General features: G+C 69.4%; 3 protein-coding genes. 2 read left to right on the top strand and 1 reads right to left on the bottom strand.

Annotation, left to right across the window (positions count from 1 at the left end):
* A partial coding sequence (locus KBX34_RS33075) for an NAD(P)-dependent oxidoreductase (protein WP_210928992.1) occupies positions 1–545 on the top strand: 545 nt, incomplete at its 5' end.
* Between the two features lie 189 nt (positions 546–734).
* Here the strand turns inward: KBX34_RS33075 and KBX34_RS33080 are convergent.
* Positions 735–929 (bottom strand): hypothetical protein, encoded by a 195-nt coding sequence (locus KBX34_RS33080; protein WP_210928993.1) that lies wholly within the window; start codon positions 927–929, stop codon positions 735–737.
* Between KBX34_RS33080 and KBX34_RS33085 the strand changes: the two genes are divergently transcribed.
* Positions 928–1,123: Tn3 family transposase (locus KBX34_RS33085; protein WP_210928994.1), on the top strand; the 196-nt coding region annotated here is incomplete at its 3' end. The genes KBX34_RS33080 and KBX34_RS33085 overlap by 2 nt on opposite strands.

The raw sequence follows: 1,123 nt of genomic DNA on the forward strand, positions 1-1,123 counted from the left end.
CGTTCCACGTCCTCGAGGCCGCCCGCCGGCAACAGGTCGACAGGGTCGTCCTCGCCAGCAGCAACCGGGTCACCGGCTTCCACCCCGTCGGAAAGACCGTCAACCCCGAAGACCCGGTCCGACCGGACGGCTTCTACGGGGTGAGCAAGGTGGCAATCGAGGCGCTCGCCCGCCTGTACGCGGACAAGTTCGCCCTGTCCGTGGTGTGCCTGCGCATCGGCAGCTACGAGGACAGACCAGACGACGCCCGATATCTTGCCACCTGGCTCAGCCCGCGCGACTGCCTCGGGTTCATCCGAGCGGCCATCACCGCACCCGACGTCTCCTTCGCCACCGCCTACGCCGTGTCGGCCAACACCCGCCGGTTCTGGGACCTCGACGCTGGCATCCAACTGGGCTACACGCCAGTCGACAACGCGGAAGACCACGCCGCACACGTCGTCGGCGCCGACGACCCCATCGACTCCCGCGCGCCCCAGGGAGGCAGGTACGCCAGCGCCGAGACCACCCTCACCCACATTCACGGCGGGCAACCGAACTCCTGACGAGGAGTACGGATCGGACCGCACCGGCCAGCAGGGGAGAGCCCGACAATGAACCTGGCAGTCGACCAGTCACCGGGCACAGCACCAGAGGTGGTGTGCCTGCCGATGTTCGGCATGACCCGCACCGCCACGGCTGCCGCGTTCGCCCCAGCCCTCGCGGGCGCGGGCCTGCGAGAGACATACCTGGACCTACCCGGCCACGGCGACAGCCCCACGGACTGCCCACCAACGTCCCAGGCGGTGCTGGACACCGTGTGCGGGTGGCTCGACCACCACGTCGACGCGCCGGTCCTGCTCGCCGGCGGCTCCTACGGCGCGTACCTGGCCACCGGCATCGCCCGCCGACGACCCGAACTCGTCCGCGGCCCTGGGCGGTGTCGTCATGCCCGGCACACTGCGAGACTCGCTCGGCATCCTGGACGCGATGTTCAACCTCGACGGCCCAGTCCGCCCGGAGATCGTCATTACCGACACCGGTTCGTACAGCGACCTTGTCTTCGGGCTCTTCGCGATCTGCGGCTACCAGTTCTCCCCGCGGATCGCAGACATCTCCGACGCGCGGCTGTGGCGCCTGGACA

This window comes from Micromonospora sp. M61 (genome assembly GCF_018070245.1).
GTDB lineage: Bacteria > Actinomycetota > Actinomycetes > Mycobacteriales > Micromonosporaceae > Micromonospora > Micromonospora zamorensis.